This is a genomic window from Vaccinium witches'-broom phytoplasma str. VAC, assembly GCF_000309405.1.
GTDB lineage: Bacteria > Bacillota_I > Bacilli_A > Acholeplasmatales > Acholeplasmataceae > Phytoplasma.
Genome location: NZ_AKIN01000071.1, coordinates 1 through 599, shown reverse-complemented (window position 1 = coordinate 599; position 599 = coordinate 1). Strand labels below are relative to the sequence as shown.

Below are 599 nucleotides of genomic sequence, written 5' to 3'. Positions count from 1 at the left end.
ATTATTTTTATTTTTTATATTATTCACGTAAAATTAGATTAAATGAGAAGCATCGTAATTTCGCCATTATGTTATATATGATTTCCTTTTTCTTAGGCATATTAAGTATTTGTAACAAATACAAGTTGCCCATATGGATGTATAGTTTGTATTTAGAATTAGGTATTTTTCATTTAATTTCTGGTTCTTTAATTTGTTTGTTAGCTTTACAAGATATTATATTGATACTTTTATTGAAGAACAAATACCTCAAAAATATGAATGGCTTTTGATTTATCTTTTATTTATATCTTTTTTTCCAAATACTTGTTAGTCTTTGGTATTTAGTTGAAATGTTTATAAGAAATAAAAAAACTATAGAATTTTTAATAGATAGAATTGAAAATTTTGAAAAATGGAAAAATGATTGTGAAAAAAAATCTTTTGAAAAACTTTATTTGAAAGAATATGAATATTATTGTGATTTAGAGAATTTTTATAAAACTTATAAAGAAAGATGTTGGTACCATAATTTAGTATGTGGAGTTAATTTGATTTGCATCGTTATTTTCCTTTTCTAAAGACTGAGATGAGATTTATTTAAAGAAATAATAAATAAA

Annotated in this window: 2 protein-coding genes; both read left to right on the top strand. The window is 21.0% G+C overall.

Annotation, left to right across the window (positions count from 1 at the left end; all coding sequences use genetic code 11):
- The coding region (locus tag RI68_RS04145) for a hypothetical protein (RefSeq protein WP_222813010.1) at positions 1–272 on the top strand (272 nt) is incomplete at its 5' end.
- 60 nt (positions 273–332) lie between these two features.
- A complete protein-coding gene (locus RI68_RS01830; protein ID WP_017193553.1) occupies positions 333–560 on the top strand; it encodes a hypothetical protein in 228 nt (75 codons plus the stop codon).
- The last annotated feature ends 39 nt before the right edge of the window (positions 561–599 follow it).